This is a genomic window from Caulobacter sp. CCH9-E1, from assembly GCF_001556515.1.
GTDB lineage: Bacteria > Pseudomonadota > Alphaproteobacteria > Caulobacterales > Caulobacteraceae > Caulobacter.
Genome location: NZ_LSJA01000060.1, coordinates 1 through 2,764, shown reverse-complemented (window position 1 = coordinate 2,764; position 2,764 = coordinate 1). Strand labels below are relative to the sequence as shown.

Here is a 2,764-nt window from a genome sequence, read left to right as displayed (position 1 = left end):
AGGCCCAGGCCCAGGATCCAGGTGAAGTACCACATTGGTTCGTATCCTTCGGATCAGTAGAGGTCGGGGTTGGTGGACAGGGCGGCCGTGGTGCTGCGGCCCCACAGCACCTTGTAGACCCAGGCGGTGTAGAGCAGCACGAGCGGCAGGAAGACCACCGTCACGACCAGCATGACGAACAGGGTCAGGTGCGAGGACGAGGCGTTCCAGACCGTCAGGCTGGAGCGCGGATCGACCGAGCTGGGCAGGATGAACGGGAACATCGACAGGCCGACGGTCCCGATGATCCCCGCGGCCGAGGCCGAGGAGCCGGCGAACGCCATCCAGGCCGACTTGGCGCGCAGGCCCAGCAAGGCCAGGGCCGCGCCGGCGAAGCCCAGCACGGGGGCGGCGATGGTCCAGCCGTGGCGGCCGTAGTTGTCGAGCCAGGCGCCCGGCGCCGACACCGCGGCGGCGCCGCGCAGCGGGTTCGACGGACCCGCCGCGTCGGCCAGCCCTTCGATCCGGAAGCCCATGCCGCCGAAGGCGACCCAGAAGCCGCCGGCGGCGAACAGCACGATGCTGGCCAGGCCGGCGATCTCGCCGATGCGGCGGGCGCGGTCGCTCACCGGGCCTTCCTCGCCCTTCACCGTGATCCAGGCCGCGCCGTGCAGCACCAGCATGGCGACCGACAGCAGGCCGCACAGCAGGGCGAACGGCGAGAACAGGCCCAGGAACGAGCCGTCATAGAAGGCCCGCAGGTCGTCGTTCAGACGGAAGGGCGCGCCCTGCAGCACGTTGCCCAGGGCCACGCCGAAGCACAGCACCGGCACGAAGCCGCCGACGAACAGCGCCCAGTCCCAGAACGACCGCCAGCGCGGGTCGGGCCGCTTGGAGCGGTACTTGAAGCCCACCGGCCGCAGGATCATGGCCGCCAGGACCACGAACATGGCCAGGTAGAAGCCCGAGAAGCTGATGGCGTAGACGAACGGCCAGGCGGCGAAGATCGCGCCGCCGCCCAGGATGAACCACACCTGGTTGCCCTCCCAGGTCGCGCCGATGGTGTTGATCACCATCCGGCGTTCCTTGTCGGTCTTGGCGACGAAGGGCAGCAGGGCGCCGACGCCCATGTCGAAGCCGTCGGTGAGGGCGAAGCCGATCAGCAGGATGCCGACCAGGGCCCACCAGATGACGCGAAGCGTGGCGAAATCGACGGGGATATCCATGATTGTCGGTCCTCTTAGGCCACGGCCGGTTCAGGTTCGGGCGAACCGTCGAGCGCCGGCTCGTCATGCTTGGCGAAGGGCCCCTTCTTGATGGTCTTGAGGATCAGGCCGATCTCGACCACCGCCAGGGCGCCGTACAACAGGGTGAAAGCCGCGATGCTGGTCAGCAGCTGCGGAACGGTCAGGCTGGACGCGCTCAGGAAGGTGGGCAGCACGCCGTCCACCGCCCAGGGCTGGCGACCGACCTCGGCCAGCACCCAGCCCAGCTCCGCCGACAGCCAGGGCAGCGGGATGGCCGCCACCGCCAGGATCAGGAACCACCGCGTCTCGTGCTTGCGCAGAGTGACCAGGACGAAGGCGATCGCGAACAGGGCGATCATCAGGAAGCCGATGCCGGCCATGAGGCGGAAGGCCCAGAACATCACCGGCACCGGCGGCACCGTGTCCCAGGCCGCCTTCTGGATCATGTCCGGACTGGCCTGACGGGGATCGGCGACATAGCGCTTCAGCAGCAGGGCGTAGCCCAGGTCGCGCCGGTGTTGCTCGAAGGTGGCGCGGGCGGCCAGGTCCTTCGGATTGACCTTCAGCGCCTCGACCGCGCCATAGGCGACCACGCCGGACTCGATGCGGTCCTGCGCCTTGGCGACCAGCTGGAAGATGCCCTCGACCGGTTGGTCGAAGCTGCGGGTGGCGATCAGGCCCAGCACATAGGGGATCTTGACCTCGTAGTGGGTCTTGCGCTCGGCCAGGCTCGGGACGCCGAAGGCGGTCAGGCCGGCCGGGGCGGCTTCCGTCTCCCACATGGCTTCCAGCGCCGCGAGCTTCATTTTCTGGTTGTCGGTCAGGGCGTAGCCGCTCTCGTCGCCCAGCACGACCACCGACAGCGATGAGGCAAGGCCAAAGGCGGCGGCCACGGTCATCGAGCGCTTGGCGACGCTGGCGTACTTGCCCTTCAGCAGGTAGTAGGCCGAGATCCCCAGCACGAACACCGCGGCGATCACGTAGCCGGCGCTGACCGTGTGCACGAACTTGGCCTGGGCGACCGGGTTGAACAGCACGTCGCGGAAGCTCGCGACCTCCATCCGCATGGTGTCGGGGTTGAACACCGAGCCGATCGGGTTCTGCATCCAGCCGTTGGCGACCAGGATCCACAGGGCCGACAGGTTGGTGCCCAGCGCCACCATGAAGGTGACGAACAGGTGGCCGACGCGCGACAACTTGTCCCAGCCGAAGAACATCAGGCCGACGAACGTGGCCTCGAGGAAGAAGGCCATCAGGCCCTCGATCGCCAGCGGGGCGCCGAAGATGTCGCCGACATAATGGGAGTAGTAGGACCAGTTCATCCCGAACTGGAATTCCATGGTGATCCCGGTCGCCACGCCCAGCACGAAGTTGATGCCGAACAGCGTCCCCCAGAACCGCGTGACCGTGCGCCAGATCGGGCGCTTGGTCATCACATAGATGCTCTCCATGATCACCAGCATGAAGGAGAGCCCCAAGGTCAGGGGTACGAACAGGAAGTGGTAGAGGGCCGTCAACGCGAACTGCAGTCGCGACAG

2 protein-coding genes are annotated in these 2,764 nt (G+C 67.5%); both read right to left on the bottom strand.

Annotated features, from left to right (window positions below; all coding sequences use genetic code 11):
* Positions 1 to 53: 53 nt before the first annotated feature.
* On the bottom strand, positions 54 to 1,205 hold the full coding sequence (gene cydB, locus AX690_RS03300; RefSeq protein ID WP_066730280.1) for a cytochrome d ubiquinol oxidase subunit II: 1,152 nt from the start codon (positions 1,203 to 1,205) through the stop codon (positions 54 to 56).
* 14 nt (positions 1,206 to 1,219) lie between these two features.
* Positions 1,220 to 2,764 (bottom strand): cytochrome ubiquinol oxidase subunit I (locus tag AX690_RS03295; RefSeq protein ID WP_156449551.1); only part of this gene is annotated, 1,545 nt, incomplete at its 5' end.